Origin of the sequence: Agrobacterium tumefaciens (assembly GCF_013318015.2) — a bacterium.
GTDB classification, from domain to species: domain Bacteria; phylum Pseudomonadota; class Alphaproteobacteria; order Rhizobiales; family Rhizobiaceae; genus Agrobacterium; species Agrobacterium tumefaciens.
In genome coordinates this window covers 2,148,165-2,165,000 of record NZ_CP115841.1, presented here as the reverse complement: position 1 = coordinate 2,165,000, position 16,836 = coordinate 2,148,165, and the positions used below count along the sequence as shown (strand labels likewise).

Here is a 16,836-nt window from a genome sequence, read left to right as displayed (position 1 = left end):
AGGTAGGAAGGATCGCTTGTCCGAGGCATTTTTGTTGTTGGAGCTTTTGCTCCTCTGATGGGAATGCTGGATTGATGTTGCCTGACCGCGCATCACCGGATGATATCTCGAGAAGCTGGTCTTAATGATACGACCTCGAAGTGCACCGGCGTGCCTTCAAAGAGGATTGTATCGAACACGTCGATGTCATCAGGAGATGATCTGGTTGTAAAAGGTAACCGGATTGCCGTTCCTTTGGAACGGCTATGGATGAGCATAGACAATGAGAACGAAGAAGTGAATTAAGGGCATTTGGTGGATGCCTTGGCATGCACAGGCGAAGAAGGACGTGATACGCTGCGAAAAGCCGTGGGGAGCTGCGAATAAGCTTTGATCCATGGATCTCCGAATGGGGCAACCCACCTTAAATGCTTGGAAAATCCAGTCTGTTTTATGAACGGCCTGGGTTTCCAAGCATTGTGATAAGGTATCTTACTTTCGAATACATAGGGGTAAGAAGCGAACGCAGGGAACTGAAACATCTAAGTACCTGCAGGAAAGGACATCAACCGAGACTCCGTAAGTAGTGGCGAGCGAACGCGGACCAGGCCAGTGGCAATGATGAATAAAGCGGAACGATTTGGAAAAGTCGGCCATAGAGGGTGATAGCCCCTTACGCGTAGAACAGTCATTGTCCTTGAGTAGGGCGGGGCACGTGAAATCCTGTCTGAACATGGGGAGACCACTCTCCAAGCCTAAGTACTCGTGCATGACCGATAGCGAACAAGTACCGTGAGGGAAAGGTGAAAAGCACCCCGACGAGGGGAGTGAAATAGAACCTGAAACCGGATGCCTACAAACAGTCGGAGCCCGCAAGGGTGACGGCGTACCTTTTGTATAATGGGTCAACGACTTAGTGTAACTAGCAAGCTTAAGCCGGTAGGTGTAGGCGCAGCGAAAGCGAGTCTGAATAGGGCGATTGAGTTAGTTGCATTAGACCCGAAACCGAGTGATCTAGCCATGAGCAGGCTGAAGGTTGGGTAACACCAACTGGAGGGCCGAACCCGTATCTGTTGCAATAGATTGGGATGACTTGTGGCTAGGGGTGAAAGGCCAATCAAACTCGGAAATAGCTGGTTCTCCGCGAAATCTATTTAGGTAGAGCGTCGACCGAATACCCTCGGGGGTAGAGCACTGGATGGGCTATGGGGACTCACCGTCTTACTGATCCTAACCAAACTCCGAATACCGAGGAGTACTAGTCGGCAGACACACGGCGGGTGCTAACGTCCGTCGTGAAAAGGGCAACAACCCTGACCTCCAGCTAAGGTCCCCAAGTCATGGCTAAGTGGGAAAGGATGTGAGGATCCCAAAACAACCAGGATGTTGGCTTAGAAGCAGCCATCATTTAAAGAAAGCGTAACAGCTCACTGGTCTAAATAAGGGTCTTTGCGCCGAAAATGTAACGGGGCTAAAGCCATGCACCGAAGCTGAGGATGTGACAGTTGTAGTGACTGTTGCGTGGTAGCGGAGCGTTCCGTAAGTCTGTGAAGGCGGACCCGTGAGGGCTGCTGGAGATATCGGAAGTGCGAATGTTGACATGAGTAACGATAAAGGGAGTGAGAGACTCCCTCGCCGAAAGACCAAGGGTTCCTGCTTAAAGTTAATCTGAGCAGGGTTAGCCGGCCCCTAAGACGAGGCGGACACGCGTAGTCGATGGGAACCACGTTAATATTCGTGGGCCTGGTGGTAGTGACGGATCTCGTGTGTTGTACATTCTTACTGGATTGAATGTGCGGCGAAGAGGTTCCAGGAAATAGCTCCACCGTATAGACCGTACCCGAAACCGACACAGGTGGTCAGGTAGAGTATACCAAGGCGCTTGAGAGAACTATGTTGAAGGAACTCGGCAAATTGCACGCGTAACTTCGGAAGAAGCGTGACCCCATTTTACGCAAGTATGATGGGGTGGCACAGACCAGGGGGTAGCGACTGTTTATCAAAAACACAGGGCTCTGCGAAGTAGCAATACGACGTATAGGGTCTGACGCCTGCCCGGTGCTGGAAGGTTAAAGGGAGGGGTGCAAGCTCTGAACTGAAGCCCCAGTAAACGGCGGCCGTAACTATAACGGTCCTAAGGTAGCGAAATTCCTTGTCGGGTAAGTTCCGACCTGCACGAATGGCGTAACGACTTCCCCGCTGTCTCCAACATAGACTCAGTGAAATTGAATTCCCCGTGAAGATGCGGGGTTCCTGCGGTCAGACGGAAAGACCCCGTGCACCTTTACTATAGCTTTACACTGGCATTCGCCAAGGCATGTGTAGGATAGGTGGTAGGCTTTGAAGCAGGGACGCCAGTTCTTGTGGAGCCATCCTTGAAATACCACCCTTATCTTCGTGGATGTCTAACCGCGGTCCGTTATCCGGATCCGGGACAGTGTATGGTGGGTAGTTTGACTGGGGCGGTCGCCTCCGAAAGAGTAACGGAGGCGCGCGATGGTGGGCTCAGACCGGTCGGAAATCGGTCGTCGAGTGCAATGGCATAAGCCCGCCTGACTGCGAGACTGACAAGTCGAGCAGAGACGAAAGTCGGTCATAGTGATCCGGTGGTCCCGTGTGGAAGGGCCATCGCTCAACGGATAAAAGGTACGCCGGGGATAACAGGCTGATGACCCCCAAGAGTCCATATCGACGGGGTTGTTTGGCACCTCGATGTCGACTCATCGCATCCTGGGGCTGGAGCAGGTCCCAAGGGTATGGCTGTTCGCCATTTAAAGCGGTACGTGAGTTGGGTTCAGAACGTCGTGAGACAGTTCGGTCCCTATCTGCCGTGGGTGTAGGAATATTGACAGGATCTGTCCCTAGTACGAGAGGACCGGGATGGACGTATCTCTGGTGGATCTGTTGTCCTGCCAAGGGCATAGCAGAGTAGCTATATACGGAATGGATAACCGCTGAAGGCATCTAAGCGGGAAACCAACCTGAAAACGAGTGTTCCCTATCAGAGCCGTGGAAGACGACCACGTTGATAGGACGGGTGTGGAAGCATGGCAACATGTGAAGCTTACCGTTACTAATAGCTCGATCGACTTCTTCGTTCCCATTGTTCATGCTCATCAAAGATGAGCATCATCTGTTCTGTCCTGACGCGCATAGCGCTCCGGACGGGCCGCGCCACAGGTATTTTGCTTGAAAGCAAAAACCGGAAGGCGCGACGACCTCTGGTCTGTATGGCAAACATACGGGAAGGGTCGCAGAAAGACGTGTTAAATTAAATGAAGCGCAAGCTTCCCAGCTTCTCGAAACAACACTCATGTGAAAACATGAACTGTGTTGCGTTTTGCCGACCTGGTGGTTATCGCGGGGCGGCTGCACCCGTTCCCATTCCGAACACGGCCGTGAAACGCCCCAGCGCCAATGGTACTCCGTCTCAAGACGCGGGAGAGTAGGTCGCTGCCAGGTCTGCAAAACGCAACAAATATCTTCTCAAGCAAACTCTTCGGCCCAGCCGATACAAAGGGCCGCTCAAAGCGGCCTTTTTGCATTACGGAACATGAAAACATAAGGAAAACGCCTCGTGCGTCCCTTAAAGGAGACAAATCGCCTTCGGCAATTTGCTCCGGCAATATACATCACAGCTTCCCTGTGATGCAGTCGCGATAAATCCAATACGGATTTACGCTGGTCGCGATAAATCCCATAGGGATTTACGCTGGTAACGCGGGGTGGAGCAGCCCGGTAGCTCGTCAGGCTCATAACCTGAAGGCCGCAGGTTCAAATCCTGCCCCCGCAACCAATCTTCACAAAAACCCCGTAGCTTAACTTGCTGGCGGTATAGCCCCGTGGGGCTCTGGTAGCGTGCAGCTAGGCCTGTATCCTGCTCCCGGAGCACTCTGCAACTATCTAACGATTGGTTCTGAAGATCACGTTCTGTTTTGGCGTATCCCAGTGAAAAACGAGGGCGCAAATCCAGAGTTGCTCGCGCCAATTCAAACCCCCTTAGTTTAGCTTTTCTAAACAAAAACGCATCTGTGGCGGGATTGTCTCTCTTTGTTGACGCGCAAATAATGAGATTTGTCAGAGGGATAAATTGAGGTGGGGCCTTGGGGCTGCAAATTGGTGAAGACCAAATTGCCAGCGAGTTTTTGAGGAAGTTCTGCCTCCCGCGAAACCCTTTGATCGTCTGCAGGTTGACGCAAGCCTTGAGCGATCTCACGGGGAGAGCTCTCGAGGCGATCTGCGGATTTCCGGATATTGCAATCATCAGGACAAGCAAATCATGACGACCCGCCTGGATCCACGTTTTCGCCCGTTCGAGGTAAAGCGCAAGGTGCGCGAGAGTGCCACGATCACGTCATTTTACCTCACGCCTGTCGATCCTGCGGATTGGTGTACTTTTGAGGCGGGCCAGTTTCTGACGATCCAGATACCGCATCCCGAAGGCAAAGAACCGCTTGTCCGGAATTACACGGTTTCGTCAGGACCAAATGAGATCGGAGTCTATCGTATTACCGTGAAACGGGAGGCCGCTTTAGCGCCCGATATGGCCGATGGTCTTGTTTCGTGCTGGCTCCATGACGCCGTAGAAGAGGGTGCGGTCATCCATATTGACAGGCCGCGTGGTGCCTTCAAACTCGACAAGGCCAGTCAGCGACCGGTTATTCTCTTGTCCGGTGGCGTCGGGCTGACACCTACGATATCCATGTTGAAGGTCTTGGTTGCGGAAAGCGATCGGCCCGTCTGGTTCGTCCATGCCTGCGACGGGGCTGCTACCCATGCGCTGCGTGAAGAAGTACGGGTGCTCGCTGAACAGCGCAGCAACGTCCATATTCATTACTGTTATCGTTTTCCGACCGACGAGGATGCTAAAGCCGGGCTGTTCCATTCCGCCGGTTTCATCACGCGGGAGACCTTGCAGTCGTTTCTGCCGCTGGACGATTACGAAGTCTATATGTGCGGACCACCGCCGTTCATGCAGGCGATGTATGACCTGCTCCTCTCCCTCGGCTTGGAGAAAAGCAAGATTGCCTACGAGTTTTTCGGGCCTGCCTCCCTGCTTTCGCCATCGCAGCCGAAGAAGGAAGCAAACCTCAGCCTCACTGTTGCTCCGGTGGCGTCAGAGCCTGAGTACTCCGGCATCGAGATCGTTCTTGGAAAGTCAAATGCCAGATTCGAGTGGGATTCAGCCTCGGAATCCATCCTGAGCTTTCTGGAGAGCCGGGGTATTGAGCCAGCATTCTCCTGTCGCGCGGGTGTCTGCGGCAGCTGTGTCCAAAACCTTGTGTCCGGCGACGTTGAATATGTGGAAGAGCCGCTGGATGACGTGCCGTCCGGGCAGATTCTCCTCTGTTGTTCCAAGCCCGTGAGTTCAGTCGTACTCGACCTCTGAAACCAGATTCCAGCGTTTATCCAAATCAGCGAGATCAACCCATGGCCGATACACTCAGACTCAACCCGCACGTTGCTGAACTCCCGCCTTATAATGCTGGAATGAATATCGCCGTTGCGCGAAGCAAGACGGGTTTGACCGATATTGCGGCCCTTGCCAGCAATGAGAATCCATATGGTTGCTCTCCGAAGGTAACCGCTGCGCTGGCCAGTCTCGACCCTTCACGCTATGCGGATCCTGCCTGTGTGATCTTGCGTGATGCGCTTAGTCGAAAGCTCGGCGTTGCCGGAAACCGGATTGTCATTGGAAACGGCTCCGAAGAGATGATCGCTGCCGTTTGTCGCGCGGTCCTGCGTCCGGATGCTACCGTGGTCGCGATGATACCTGGTTTCGGCCTTCACGAAATCGAGCCTAGAGCAAATGGTGCGAAAATCATCAAGATACCGATGACGAAGGATCTTCGGTTCGATCTTGAGGCGATGACGACCGCATTGCGCGAAAAGCCATCGATATTCTTCATCTCCTCGCCTTCCAATCCCGTGGGCCCGGCGTTGCGACAGGATCAGCTCTCAAGCCTCATTGCAGCTGTCCCGAAAGAGACGTTGCTTGTTTTCGACGAAGCATATTTCGAATTCTGCGACGGGAATACGCCAGATGGGCTTAAGACACTGGCTGACAGCGCTATCTCCTGGGTCGTGCTCAGAACCTTCTCGAAGGCCTATGGGCTGGCTGGGTTGCGCGTCGGATATGCCGTGGCTTCCGATGAGCGGCTGGCACAGGCCATGTCATCTGCAAAGACACCGTTCAACGTCAATGCGGCCGCGCAATTGGCCGCAGTTGCCGCGCTCGATGACGAAAACTGGATGCGGGTTTCCGTCGAAAGCGTCGTCAAGGAGCGCAGGCGCATGGCTGCGGCAATCGCCTCGCTTGATCTTTTCGTTCCGGACTCTGAGACGAATTTTCTCTTCATCGATGTTGGTTGCGACAGTTCGATCGCTTTCGATCATTTCCTGTCCCATGGCGTCATCGTCAAACCCTGGAAAGAACCGGAGTTCGCCAGCTTCATTCGTGTGACCGTCGGGCTTCCTGCGGAAAACGACCGTTTTCTCGAAGCGTTACGCTCACTCAAAGATAAGCTTCGTGAGGCAAAAGTCGCGTCATGATCGAACACAATACCGCCTTAACACGGGATTTGTCCGCCGCGTTTCTTAATGAAATCGACCAGATTATCGGCCTGTCGAACCTGAAACGCGGTGATGCCGTTGCCAATCTCGATTATGGCGTAACGCCTGCGAATTTCGGTGCGGATGCGGTTGCTTTCCCTTCATCTCCGCACGAGGTTGCGTCGATCATAAAAACTGCGGTTGCCCATGGTATATCGGTTGTACCACAGGGTGGCCGAACCGGGCTTGTTGGCGGGGGTGTGTCCGTCCCCGGTCAAATCGTGGTGTCGACCGCCCGGCTGAACCGGATCGTGGAAATCTATCCAGATGAGCGGGTTGCCGTTGTGGAGGCGGGCGTTACGCTTCAAGCGTTGCAGGCGGCCGCATCGGAGCATTGTCTCGAGCCAGGCATCGACTTGCCATCGCGTGGTTCTGCCACGATTGGCGGAATGGTCTCGACCAATGCCGGCGGGATTTCTGCCTTTCGATATGGGGTGATGCGACATCGCGTGCTCGGGCTGGAAGTCGTATTGCCTGATGGCTCGATATATTCCGACCTGACACGCGTGGTGAAGAACGCCGCAGGATACGATCTCAAGCATCTCTTCATCGGGGCCGAGGGTACGCTTGGTATTGTGACCAGGGTTGCCATCAAGCTGGAGCCGGTTCCCGCAGCAACCGCAACCGCACTTTTTGGGCTTCCCTCCGTTGAAGCGGCTCTTGAGGCGACCAGGCTGGGGTTGACCGTGAGGTATGGCCACATGCGTGCGGCGGAAGCGATCTGGAATTCGTTTTTCTCCCTGACGGCGGGCGAGCACCTTTGGTCGGCGCCAGATTATGCCCCTGACTATCCCGTCAACCTCATCGTGTCTCTGGCCGGCGGTGACGAGGAACAGCTTCAGATGGAGCTCGGCCGGATTTACGAGGAGCTGTATGAAACCTATCCGAACGTGTCCGCTGTCGTCGCAACATCGAAGGCGCAGGAAGCAGAGTTGTGGCGTCTGAGGGAGGACACGGACCTTATCTATCGCAGATATCCGGCTGCGCCGTCCTTTGATGTCTCCGTCCCCTTGTCGCAGATCGGAGAATATGTGGCTCGCTGCGTACCGGAGCTTCGGTCAATCGATCCTCTCCTCGATCCCTACCTCTTCGGCCACATTGCCGATGGCAATCTTCACATTGTTCTCAATGCAGCCGGGACAGCTCTGACGCCCGCCAAGATTGCTGCCATCGAATCCGTTCTCTACCGCGACCTGACGCAATCGGGTGGTTCGTTCTCGGCGGAACATGGGATCGGCTCCAAACGCATTCATGCGTTGCGGGAGACAGCGAACCCGGTAAAATTTGCCCTGATGACGCAGATCAAGGCCGCAATCGATGGCGGATACACTCTTAACCCCGGCAAAGTCACCGGCTGACATGACAACGCCGCGCTCTCTAGGCGCGCGGCGCGGACACGATATAGGCGACTACGTTTCAGAACGCCATTTTTTTGGCTGTCCAGGCGGCGATATAGTCCATAAATGCGCGTGACAGGCAGTCGTAAGGTTCGAGTCTAATGGCCTTCAGCGCGCTTCGTGACGCATCAGATGTGCCTCAAGCATGCGGATGAGCATGACGAGGGTGAGGTTGATGACGAGGTAGATGGCACCGGCCAGAGCGAAAACCTCGAAAATCGCGAATGTCTGGCTCATCAGGCGCTTTGCATATCCCGTGATCTCGAGAACCGTGATTGTCGAGGCAAGGCTCGTACCCTTGACGACGAGGATCAGCTCATTGCCGTAAGCCGGCAGAGCCTGGCGAATGGCGAGCGGGAATTCGATCCGGCGGAAACGCATAAATGGTGACATTCCCGTGGCTTTGGCCGCTTCCTTGAGACCCGCGGGAACCGATAATAATCCGCCTCGCAGAATCTCCGATGTATAGGCGGCTGTGTTGAGCGCCATCGCCATGACCGCGCAGCGCGCACCATCACTAATCACCCACCACGTTATGGCATTGCCTTTGATAAATCCAATTTGGCCAAGCCCGTAGTAAAACAGGAACAGTTGTACAAGCAGCGGTGTACCGCGAAAGACCATGCTGTAATATTTTGCAAACCCGGCAAGGAAGCGGTTTTCGGACAGCCGCATGAGCGCAAGACCAAGGCCGAGATTGAAACCGATCGCGACAGATATCGCGGTTATGGTCGCCGTTGTGGAAAGTCCTTTCAAGAGGAAAGGCATCGATGTTTTCAGGAATTCGATATCCATCGCGTTACTTCCTCGCCCTTAGTCTCACCAGGCGTTCGACCCTGTCGAATCCAGCCTGGCTTATGATGGTGATCGCGAAATACACGACGGCTGCGATAAGAAAGAAAATCAGGGGATTGCGGGTGCTACCGGCGCCAACCGAGGCGGCGCGCATCAGTTCCTGCAGCCCGACAACCGATACCAGTGCCGTGTCCTTGATGGTTGTCTGCCAGACATTGTTCATGCCGGGGATGGCAATGCGTAGCATTTGCGGGATGATGATGCGCCTGAAGATGCGGCGCCCGGGAATCCCCAGTGCACGCGCAGCTTCGATGTGTCCCGTCGGAATGGAAGCCAATGCTCCCCTGATAACCTCGGTCGAGTAGGCGCCTGAAATCGTACCGATGGCAATGATGGCAATGATGAAGGCATATCCGCTGTCCGCAAGGGCAGCATATCCGAAAGCTGTGGCAACCTGTGTCACGAATTGCACGGAAGAAAAGAACAGCAGATAGATGATAAGCAGTTCCGGCACCCCCCGCACGAGAGAGGTATAGGCGTCTACCACAAGTGTCAGCGGGAATATCCGCGCCCACTTGATGACCCCGCACAAGGTTCCGATCAACGCACCGACAAGCATGCTGACCGTACCGACGGCAATCGTTATTGCGGCCCCCTGCAGAATGGCTCTTATCCAACCACCCTGCCAAACTAGGATCAGACTAGACTCCATTGGATTTGCCTTGGTTTTGCTGCGCACTCCCTTGCCTTTTTGGCAGCAGGCATCGTCAGCGTCTTCGACCGTGCGCACCCTGTCAGGTTGCGATTGAGTGGTTGCCCCGCACTTCTGGGAAGAGCGGGGCAGGCGTCTTAGTTGCAGGGTCTGGAGATATCCATCTTGAACCACTTCTGGCTCGCTTTGCCGATCGAACCATCCGCGACGAGCTCGCACAGTGCCTTGTCGATCTTCGTCTTCAGTTCGGTGTTCTCCTTGGCAATTCCGACGCCGATCCCTTCGCCGAGGGTGGAATCGAATTTGCTCTGAACTTTCACGTCGACAAACTGAAAGTCCTTGCCTTCGGGCTTGGCGAGAAAATCCTGAAGTGCAGAGGCGTCTGCAAATGCTGCCTCAACGCGGCCGCTTGCGAGATCGATCTGCATATTATCGAGCGTGTCGTAGGTTTTGAGATTGGCATTCGGCACCCGCTTTTCGATGAAATGGGCGTGCGTCGTGCCGGTTTGAACGCCGATCGTCTTGCCGTCCAAGCCTTTCAACAAAGTGTCGATATCCTTGATGCCGGAGAGATCGGACGTCTTGGGAACGAGGAACATGTTTGCCAGCTCAGCATATCCGACCGAAAAATTGATTTCCTTTTTTCGATCCTGGGTAATCGACATCCCGGAGATGATGACGTCGAAGCGCTTCGCCTTGAGGGCAGGGATCAGGCCATCAAAGGCCTGCACGACGAACCGGCACTTCACGGCGAGCTTCGTGCAGAGCAGGTTGCCGACATCGGCGTCGAAGCCGGTTACATTGCCGGCAGCATCGGCCATGCTCCATGGTGGATAGGCACCTTCGGTGCCGATCGACAATTCGCCTTCGGCAGCGTGCGCCGTGCTGACGCCTGCAAGAAGCAGGGCGAGTGACAGGACTTTCAGATTCATATGCGAATTCCCCTATTTGGTTATTTGTTGGGTTTGATTTGCCGGACACAGCGCCGGCACAGCGGATCACGTCATAACGTTCGCGACAGAAACTGACGCAGGCGTTCCGATCGCGGATTGGTGAACAATTCCGCCGGGGTACTCTCTTCCTCCACCTTTCCTTTGTGTAAGAAGAGAATCTTGTGAGATACCTCGCGCGCAAACTGCATTTCATGCGTCACGAGGATCATGGTATTGCCCTCTTCTGCCAGCTGACGGATCACGCGCAGGACCTCTCCCACAAGTTCGGGGTCGAGAGCGGATGTCGGTTCGTCACAGAGGATGACTTTTGGCCGCATGGCCAGTGTTCTTGCGATGGCCGCACGTTGCTGCTGGCCGCCGGAGAGCTGCCCGGGATATTGGGCATGCTTTTCCGACAGTCCCACTTTCTTCAACAACTGATGGGCATGGTCGATTGCATCCTGGCGACGCTCGCCAAGAACATGGACGGGAGCCTCGATGATGTTCTCAAGCACGGACATGTGGGGCCAGAGATTGAAGTTCTGGAATACCATTCCCACGCGGGCGCGAATTCTTTCGACCTGGCGCATGTCTGCTGGCTGCGAACGGCCATTCGCTCCGCCCTTCATTCGTATTTCCTCGCCATCAACGACGATCGTTCCACTGCTGGGCTGTTCGAGCAGGTTTATACAGCGCAAAAACGTGCTCTTGCCGGAACCTGACGAGCCGATCATCGAAACGACTTCACCGGGATCGGCACTCAGCCCCACGCCCGACAGGACTTCGTGCGTGCCGAAGCTTTTGTGGAGATCATGAACTTCAACGGCTGGCCGTTCATGGCGTTTGGTGTTGACAGGCACGGCCGGTGGCCAGTCGCTCACCAAAGCCGGAGCGGTTGCGCCCTTTGAAGCCGGGGGAGTAACCGAGGCAAGTGCGGTCAGCGCGCGGTCGAAATATCGCAAGCTTGTCCCAAGACAGTTCTGCTGCCATTCGGGATCGTCAGGAATGAACGCAGTTCTCAGCGTCTTCTTGATTTTCTGCCCAAGCGGAGATTCGATATTCCCGAAAAGATGCAGCCAGTTATCCGCCTGCACGGCGTCCATCACCACCGGGCCTTCAAGGGTTCCGCATTCGATTACCAGCGGCAATACGCGGCTGTCCGGCAAGGATTTGCAGACCGCTGCTGAAACGTAGCCCGTGGCCGTTGCCGCAATGCCGGTATCGGTCGTTGCGCCCTTGCCGGTCATCACGACCGCGAGTGCGTGGCCATAGGTTTTTCTGCCCCATTCCAGACCGGCATGGTCCTCTTCCGCCACGGATAGCAGCGCGGGATATCCGTAAGGGCCTGCACCGGTGTGAAGATCGAAGACGACGACATCCGACGCGCCGCTGACGAAAGTGCTCAAGATATCGTTGAGGGTGCGGTTCGACCATGTCGGGCCGTTGCCGCCATAAAACAGTCCGTCTGGAAAGTCGTATTGGCCTGCTTCGATAATCGCGGCGATACCGGCGTGACCGTTTAATGCGGCCTTGGCATCTCTCAGCAGTTGATCGGCACGGTCACGATCGGGTCCATCCCACTCGGCGCAGACAAATGCATTGTGCAGTGGGGCGTATCGTTCGTTTCGTGGAACGGCTCTCTTCCAGTCAACGAAGTTTCGGTTGAGATCGACATTGTCCTCGTTGACCCGTCGGCTCCATGCTGTTCCCCACGGGTTGATCAGATGGATCATCACCACAGCCGTATCGGGAGGAAGCGGTAACGGGTTATTTGCGGCAAGCCATTCAGCCTGGCAAGCCGATCCGAATTGCCCCTCAACTCCGTGCGTGCCGGACAAGATGACGAGTTTTTTTGACGCGTTGCGTTCGCCCAGATATGCAACATCCGTGAAAAGGTGCTCTCCACCTGGGCCATGCAATGGATGCTTATATTCGAACAACGCAGCATTCGACCGGCGCGCGGCGGAAAGAAAACGTTGCCGCAGCACATTATAGTCCACTGAATAGAGCTCAGGCTGCCTGATGTGGCGCATCAAGGATACTCCCGATTTGTGGCGGGCGTCGGCTTTTGCCGATCACCAGCTATGTTCCCGGTTATTATTTTTTTGCCATCTCCGCCTGACCATTTGAGCAGGCGAAGACCATATCGTTAGTCATTCCGGCGCAGGCGCTTACTCCGCGGCAGCGACGACATTCATGGTCTCGCTATCGATCATCTGTGAAAGCTTGCGTCTGAACCGCAGCGGTCCGACATCGATCTTCAGATCGAGGTTTGGAGTCTTCTTGTTCGCGATCCCGTGGTGGACCGCCTCCAGCACGACACGGTCTTCCTCGAATGCGCCGCGTACGGATGTTGCGAAGCGCGCTGAAACTTCCGGGTCGTCGGGCGCGAAATTTCGCATCTGAAACCAGTAATACTTCGTGCGGTTCTCATCGACTGGCGTCATGAAATTGTAGCTGTCCATCAAGAACGTATTGGCTGGCAATTCGCGGCCTTCGCCGCCGGAGCCTGATGGTGCAAAGATGGCCTTGATGATGGCATTGCTGGGGTAGCGAACCTCGTAATGCTGTTTTCGATCGCATTTCCCCTCAAATTGCAGGAACGGTGCGTAGAAGGGGGCTGGATCTGAATCCAGCATCCAGCGCCAGACGACGACGCCATCGCTTTTCACCGTTGTTTCCAATGGCGTTTCTTCGCAGGCGGAACTGGCGAACGAGCTCTGATGTACCCATGCGACGTGGGATGGGTCCAGCAGATTGTCCGTCATGTAGAGGTAATTGCAGTTGATCGTCATCGACTCGCCGCGATTGACGCCCCAGGACGGATCACCGAAATGTTCGACATGGAAAATCTCTGCAGGATCGGCTTTCGCGGCCTCACCCATCCAGACCCAGACGAGCCCGTAACGTTCCTCCACCGGGTAGGAGCGGACGCAGGCCACATGTGGAATACGCTCTGCACCCGGCACGCGGGTGCAGGCGCCGGAACAGTCGAAGGTCAGTCCGTGATAGCCGCATTCGACGTCGTCGCCCTTGATACGCCCCATGGACAAGGGGAGCTTGCGATGGGGACAGGCATCTTCGAGCGCTGCAAGCTTGCCATTCTGAAGACGATAAAGAACGATATTTTCGCCGAGCATCGTTACGGGTGTCAGGTCTCGTCCGATTTCGTGATCCCAGGTGGCGACGTACCAAGCATTCTTGAGAAACATTTTCTTCCCCCGTTCTCGCTTTAATCGGATCAGTATTTTCCTTGTTGCGATGCGGAACAAGCGGATTTTCGTTGCGTTTTTGTTTAGAAAAACTTAACAAAAAGCAGAACTGGAGATACTCTATTGGCTATGCCCCCACTCCATGCCCTGCAAGCTTTCGAAGCCGTAGGAAGGTGCGGCACGATGAGCACGGCCGCCAAAGAACTGGGCGTAACACCCAGTGCCATCAGCCAACAGGTGCGCAAGCTTGAGAACCATCTCGGCGTTACGCTCCTCGAACGTATCGGACGCCGTGTGGAACTGACGTCGTGGGGTGTTCTTCTTCACAAGGAAGTCGCCAAAGGCTTCAGCCAGCTCAATCATTCCGTCGATGTTCTCGAACGGGCGCGGAGCCAGACCGGCATCGTGCTGACTGCGCTCAGCTCGGTGGTGAACAAGTGGATCGGCCGCAAGATCTTCGAGTGGCAGGCTCTCTATCCGGAAGCCAATGTCCGTATCATCGGCAAGGATGACGAACCCAGCCTGTCGGGCGGCCAGAGCGATTTTCGCATAACCTATGGAAAGCGGGCAGAGGTGCACGCGCATTTCGTGCCGCTTTATACGGATTGGGTGGTTCCCGCATGTTCGCCGCGTTTGCTCGGGGGACGGACATTATCGGCGCCCGCCGACCTTCTCAAATTCCCTTTGCTCAATATCGAGTGGGAAGCCCATTACAGCCGTCCGCCACAATGGAGCGAGTGGGCGCAGCTGGTTGGCGCGACCGTGAATGAAAAACTCTCGAGCCTGTTTTTCGCGCTGTCGAGCAACGCAATCGACGCTGCGGTCAACGGACACGGCTTCGTGCTGGCTCAGGTCTCGATGATCGAGGACGAGTTGCAGGCCGGTACACTTGTTGTTCCTTTCGACATCCGCCTTCCGCTTCCCGAGAGCTACTATCTGGCATGGGATCGTTCCGTTTTCGATAAGCCCTACGGAAGAGAATTTCACATGTGGGTGATGGGGATCGCGAAAAAGCAGTCTGTCGCATCGTCCCCGAACCGCAGTGCGTGAATAAGGGCCTACCGCTCGGGATATCACCTTCTGATGTGTTGATATTCTCCGCGCCAGTACAGAAGTGGCCGGGCATCGTCATGTGTCCTTATCGACCGGACGAGGCCGATCAGGATCACATGAGATCGATGGATGATCGCGTCTTCGAGTTCGCAGTCCAGACTTGCCAGAGCGCCATCCAGCGCAAGGCCGCCTGACGCCATCGTGTGCCAGACGGCGCCATCGTAGCGGCTGGCACCCTTAAGGCCATTAAAACCCGAGAATGAGTGGGCGACGTTTTCCTGACCTTCAGCGACGACGTTGACGCAAAACCGTCTGGCTTTCTCGACGATTTCCCAGGACGAGGATCCACGATTGAGTGCGACCATCACCGTCGGGCCATCCGCAGAAAGTGCTGTGACGGATGTTGCGGTGAAGCCGGTTCGTGTTTCACCCGTGCCTGTCGTGATGACGCAAACGGCACCCGCCAGATTCCGCATGGAGGATTTGAAGAGGTCAGCGCCCGGAGACGGCACCTGCATTTTCATCTGGTCCACCATGATTGGCTCCTTCAGATGCGCTCTTTATCGCCTTTGGCGGCCGTGTAACGGTTGGCAGGCATCGAAAGCCCCAGGTTCTCGCGCAGCGTCGATCCTTCATATTCCTCACGAAACAGTCCGCGTCGCCGCAACTCCGGCAAGACAAGGCGGACGAAATCTTCCAGGCTTGCGGGAAGTGTCGGGAACATAAGAATGAAACCGTCGGCGGCACGGGTTTCGAACCACTCTTCCATGTAGTCTGCGATCTGTTTTGGTGTCCCGGTTATTCCGTTTCCGGTGTGGCGTTCTGCGTAGTGGCGGATCAATTGTCCCACTGTCTGTCCTTGTTTGACGAACTCGACGAGCTGGTCAAACATCTTGCGCGAGCCTTTCGGCTCGGCGGGCAGCCGGTCCATCGGAAATGGTTGATCGAGGGGAACGCCACGAAGGTCGGCTTCGAGGAACTCCGAAAGCATCAAGCGACCCACGTCCGGATGCAGGCTGTCGATGAGAAAATCGACTTTTGCCTTCGCCTCGGCCTCGGTCTCCCCGACATTGACGACAATGCCCGGCATGACCTTGAGATCTTCGGGATCGCGACCGAATGCCGGCATACGTCCTTTGACGTTCTGGTAGAAAGCCCTGTTGCTCTCGATGTTGGATGCCAGGCTGAAGACGATTTCAGACGTCCGTGCAGCAAGGTTCATTCCGGCCTCGGAGCCGCCGGCCTGAGCAATAACAGGCCGCCCCTGCTCGGAAGGCGCAATGTTGAGGGGGCCGCGCACCTGAAAATGCTTGCCGACATGATTGAGGGTATGGTGCTTGGCCTTGTCATAATAAACGCCGCTTTCGCGATCGAGCAGCAAGGCGTCGCGTTCAAAGCTGTCCCATAGGCCGAACACTACGTCGATGAATTCCTGCGCGCGCTCGTAACGGACGGCGTGAGGATCGAGACCCTGACGATTGAAGTTGTAGCCGGTCTCGTCATGATCGGAGGTGACGACATTCCAGCACGCGCGTCCCCGGCTCAGCTGATCGATAGACGCGAAAATCCGGGCGACATTGAAGGGTTCATAATAGCTCGTCGATACCGTCGAGACCAGGCCCAGTCTTTCCGTCATCACTGAAAGTGCCGAGATGAGAGAAAGCGGTTCGAACCGGTTCTGCTTGGTCGGGCTGCGCGCCAGGGCGTCGGGGTCACCAACGGCAGCCGCAGCGGAATCGGCGAGGAACATGAAATCGAATTTGGCAGCTTCAGAAATTCTGGCCACATTCAACATGTGGCTGAAGTCGGTTGCTGCCGTTACCTTGCTTGCCGGGTGCCGCCATGCGGCTGCATGGAAGCCGAACGTGTAAACAAAGGTTCCGAGCTTGATCTTGTCCTGCCGTTTCGACATCGTTCCCTCTTTTGACTGATACCAATTCTGGTCTCAGGCTATTCGAGGATCAACGCTGCAACAATCGGCCGAAATCTTCTCCGTAGGTTAGAAATACTAACAAGGCTTAGTGGCGCGTCTGCGCATCAGCCCGAGAGGCTGCGGCGCCACGCCACGGGATCACATTCCCGTTGGGAGGCCTGATGATGGCGCTTCACTATAAGTATTCATAAGTCACACTTAAGTCGCTGTT

Annotated in this window: 11 protein-coding genes, 1 tRNA gene, 2 rRNA genes and 1 pseudogene; 7 read left to right on the top strand and 8 right to left on the bottom strand. The window is 55.4% G+C overall.

Features of this window, described 5'->3' with window-relative positions:
• The first annotated feature begins 270 nt into the window (after positions 1–270).
• The 6 genes from G6L97_RS10710 (at position 271) to G6L97_RS10685 (ending at position 7,949) form a co-directional block, all read left to right on the top strand.
• Positions 271–3,077, top strand: a 23S ribosomal RNA gene (locus G6L97_RS10710).
• A 249-nt stretch (positions 3,078–3,326) separates the two neighbouring features.
• Positions 3,327–3,441 (top strand): 5S ribosomal RNA (rrf, locus tag G6L97_RS10705).
• A 257-nt stretch (positions 3,442–3,698) separates the two neighbouring features.
• Positions 3,699–3,775 (top strand) — tRNA-Met (locus tag G6L97_RS10700).
• A 483-nt stretch (positions 3,776–4,258) separates the two neighbouring features.
• A complete protein-coding gene (locus tag G6L97_RS10695; protein ID WP_111783437.1) occupies positions 4,259–5,368 on the top strand; it encodes a 2Fe-2S iron-sulfur cluster-binding protein in 1,110 nt (369 codons plus the stop codon).
• Positions 5,369–5,409: 41 nt separating this feature from the next.
• Positions 5,410–6,531, top strand: a complete 1,122-nt coding sequence (gene hisC, locus G6L97_RS10690) for a histidinol-phosphate transaminase (RefSeq protein ID WP_111783438.1) — start codon at positions 5,410–5,412, stop codon at positions 6,529–6,531.
• Positions 6,528–7,949, top strand: a complete 1,422-nt coding sequence (locus tag G6L97_RS10685) for an FAD-binding oxidoreductase (RefSeq protein ID WP_174002905.1) — start codon at positions 6,528–6,530, stop codon at positions 7,947–7,949. The genes hisC and G6L97_RS10685 overlap by 4 nt, the downstream gene beginning before the upstream one ends.
• A 58-nt stretch (positions 7,950–8,007) precedes the next feature.
• Here G6L97_RS10685 and G6L97_RS10680 read toward each other — a convergent pair.
• From G6L97_RS10680 to G6L97_RS10655, 6 genes and pseudogenes are all read right to left on the bottom strand, one after another.
• Positions 8,008–8,118: pseudogene (locus G6L97_RS10680) on the bottom strand (S-(hydroxymethyl)glutathione synthase); the annotation flags it as partial.
• Entirely contained in the window at positions 8,097–8,783 is a 687-nt protein-coding gene (locus tag G6L97_RS10675; RefSeq protein ID WP_013636823.1) for an ABC transporter permease, read from the bottom strand. The gene G6L97_RS10675 and the pseudogene G6L97_RS10680, both read right to left, overlap by 22 nt.
• Before the next feature lie 4 nt (positions 8,784–8,787).
• Positions 8,788–9,495, bottom strand: a complete 708-nt coding sequence (locus tag G6L97_RS10670) for an ABC transporter permease (RefSeq protein ID WP_035198759.1) — start codon at positions 9,493–9,495, stop codon at positions 8,788–8,790.
• Positions 9,496–9,632: 137 nt separating this feature from the next.
• Entirely contained in the window at positions 9,633–10,427 is a 795-nt protein-coding gene (locus G6L97_RS10665; protein WP_111783440.1) for a transporter substrate-binding domain-containing protein, read from the bottom strand.
• Between the two features lie 71 nt (positions 10,428–10,498).
• Positions 10,499–12,460: a DUF2817 domain-containing protein gene (locus G6L97_RS10660; RefSeq protein ID WP_076844623.1), complete on the bottom strand. Its 1,962-nt coding sequence runs from the start codon at positions 12,458–12,460 to the stop codon at positions 10,499–10,501.
• A 138-nt stretch (positions 12,461–12,598) separates the two neighbouring features.
• Positions 12,599–13,639, bottom strand: coding sequence for an aromatic ring-hydroxylating dioxygenase subunit alpha (locus G6L97_RS10655; RefSeq protein WP_065702562.1), 1,041 nt, complete (start codon positions 13,637–13,639; stop codon positions 12,599–12,601).
• 183 nt (positions 13,640–13,822) lie between these two features.
• On the opposite strand from G6L97_RS10655, the gene G6L97_RS10650 reads away from it, so the two are divergent.
• Positions 13,823–14,689, top strand: coding sequence for a LysR substrate-binding domain-containing protein (locus G6L97_RS10650; protein ID WP_065658617.1), 867 nt, complete (start codon positions 13,823–13,825; stop codon positions 14,687–14,689).
• A 23-nt stretch (positions 14,690–14,712) separates the two neighbouring features.
• Here G6L97_RS10650 and G6L97_RS10645 read toward each other — a convergent pair whose 3' ends face one another.
• Complete coding sequence (locus G6L97_RS10645) at positions 14,713–15,228, bottom strand: flavin reductase family protein (protein WP_013636818.1); 516 nt, start codon at positions 15,226–15,228, stop codon at positions 14,713–14,715.
• 11 nt (positions 15,229–15,239) lie between these two features.
• Positions 15,240–16,604, bottom strand: a complete 1,365-nt coding sequence (locus G6L97_RS10640; protein ID WP_111783441.1) for an LLM class flavin-dependent oxidoreductase — start codon at positions 16,602–16,604, stop codon at positions 15,240–15,242.
• Positions 16,605–16,836 lie beyond the last annotated feature (232 nt).

What these genes read in the sequence shown, in the direction of transcription:
- G6L97_RS10695 (WP_111783437.1), top strand. Translation starts at nt 4,259, where the DNA reads ATGACGACCCGCCTGGATCCACGTTTTCGCCCGTTCGAGGTAAAGCGC.
- hisC (WP_111783438.1), top strand. Translation starts at nt 5,410, where the DNA reads ATGGCCGATACACTCAGACTCAACCCGCACGTTGCTGAACTCCCGCCT.
- G6L97_RS10685 (WP_174002905.1), top strand. Translation starts at nt 6,528, where the DNA reads ATGATCGAACACAATACCGCCTTAACACGGGATTTGTCCGCCGCGTTT.
- G6L97_RS10675 (WP_013636823.1), bottom strand. Translation starts at nt 8,783, where the DNA reads ATGGATATCGAATTCCTGAAAACATCGATGCCTTTCCTCTTGAAAGGA.
- G6L97_RS10670 (WP_035198759.1), bottom strand. Translation starts at nt 9,495, where the DNA reads ATGGAGTCTAGTCTGATCCTAGTTTGGCAGGGTGGTTGGATAAGAGCC.
- G6L97_RS10665 (WP_111783440.1), bottom strand. Translation starts at nt 10,427, where the DNA reads ATGAATCTGAAAGTCCTGTCACTCGCCCTGCTTCTTGCAGGCGTCAGC.
- G6L97_RS10660 (WP_076844623.1), bottom strand. Translation starts at nt 12,460, where the DNA reads ATGCGCCACATCAGGCAGCCTGAGCTCTATTCAGTGGACTATAATGTG.
- G6L97_RS10655 (WP_065702562.1), bottom strand. Translation starts at nt 13,639, where the DNA reads ATGTTTCTCAAGAATGCTTGGTACGTCGCCACCTGGGATCACGAAATC.
- G6L97_RS10650 (WP_065658617.1), top strand. Translation starts at nt 13,823, where the DNA reads ATGAGCACGGCCGCCAAAGAACTGGGCGTAACACCCAGTGCCATCAGC.
- G6L97_RS10645 (WP_013636818.1), bottom strand. Translation starts at nt 15,228, where the DNA reads ATGGTGGACCAGATGAAAATGCAGGTGCCGTCTCCGGGCGCTGACCTC.
- G6L97_RS10640 (WP_111783441.1), bottom strand. Translation starts at nt 16,604, where the DNA reads ATGTCGAAACGGCAGGACAAGATCAAGCTCGGAACCTTTGTTTACACG.